Source organism: Muribacter muris, from assembly GCF_004569585.1.
Lineage (GTDB): Bacteria > Pseudomonadota > Gammaproteobacteria > Enterobacterales > Pasteurellaceae > Muribacter > Muribacter muris.
Window position 1 is genome coordinate 1 of record NZ_SPPA01000068.1, and the last position, 720, is coordinate 720.

Annotated in this window: 1 protein-coding gene; it reads left to right on the forward strand. The window is 41.0% G+C overall.

The window, feature by feature from the left end; translation table 11 throughout:
* The first annotated feature begins 52 nt into the window (after positions 1 to 52).
* Positions 53 to 703 carry an IS1595 family transposase gene (locus E4T80_RS12620; protein ID WP_135058723.1) on the forward strand — a complete coding sequence of 217 codons (651 nt, stop codon included), beginning with the start codon at positions 53 to 55 and terminating at the stop codon, positions 701 to 703.
* The last annotated feature ends 17 nt before the right edge of the window (positions 704 to 720 follow it).

Below are 720 nucleotides of genomic sequence, written 5' to 3' on the forward strand. Positions count from 1 at the left end.
GGGGCTGTACTAGATAACTAGGGAAATCTAATTTCAGGTTAGAATAATCCCTATGAGAAGAAGTCGTTTAAGTCAGTACAAGCAAAACAAACTGATTGAACTGTTTATTGCGGGTGTTACTGCTCGCACCGCAGCTCAATTAGTCGGCGTTAATAAAAACACTGCTGCCTATTATTTTCATCGTTTACGCTTACTGATTTTCCATAACAGCCCGCATCTGGAAATGTTTGATGGCGAAGTAGAGGTTGATGAAAGCTATTTTGGCGGACAGCGCAAAGGCAAACGCGGTCGCGGGGCAGCCAGCAAAGTCGCTGTATTTGGGCTTCTGAAGCGCAACGGCAAGGTTTACACCGTTGCTGTGCCCAATACACAAACTGCCACTTTATTGCCGATAATACGTGAGCAGGTAAAGCCTGACAGTATTGTTTATACTGATTGTTACAAAAGCTATGATGTACTTGATGTGAGTGAGTTTAGCCACTTTCGCATCAATCACAGCACACATTTTGCTGAACGACAAAATCATATTAACGGAATTGAGAACTTTTGGAATCAGGCAAAACGCCACTTACGGAAGTTTAACGGCATTCCCAAAGAGCATTTTGAACTGTATTTGAAGGAATGTGAATGGCGTTTTAACCACAGTGAAATAAAAGTTCAATTTTCCATTTTAAAACAATTAGTAAAGCAGAATTTATTCTAGTTATCTAGTACAGCCCC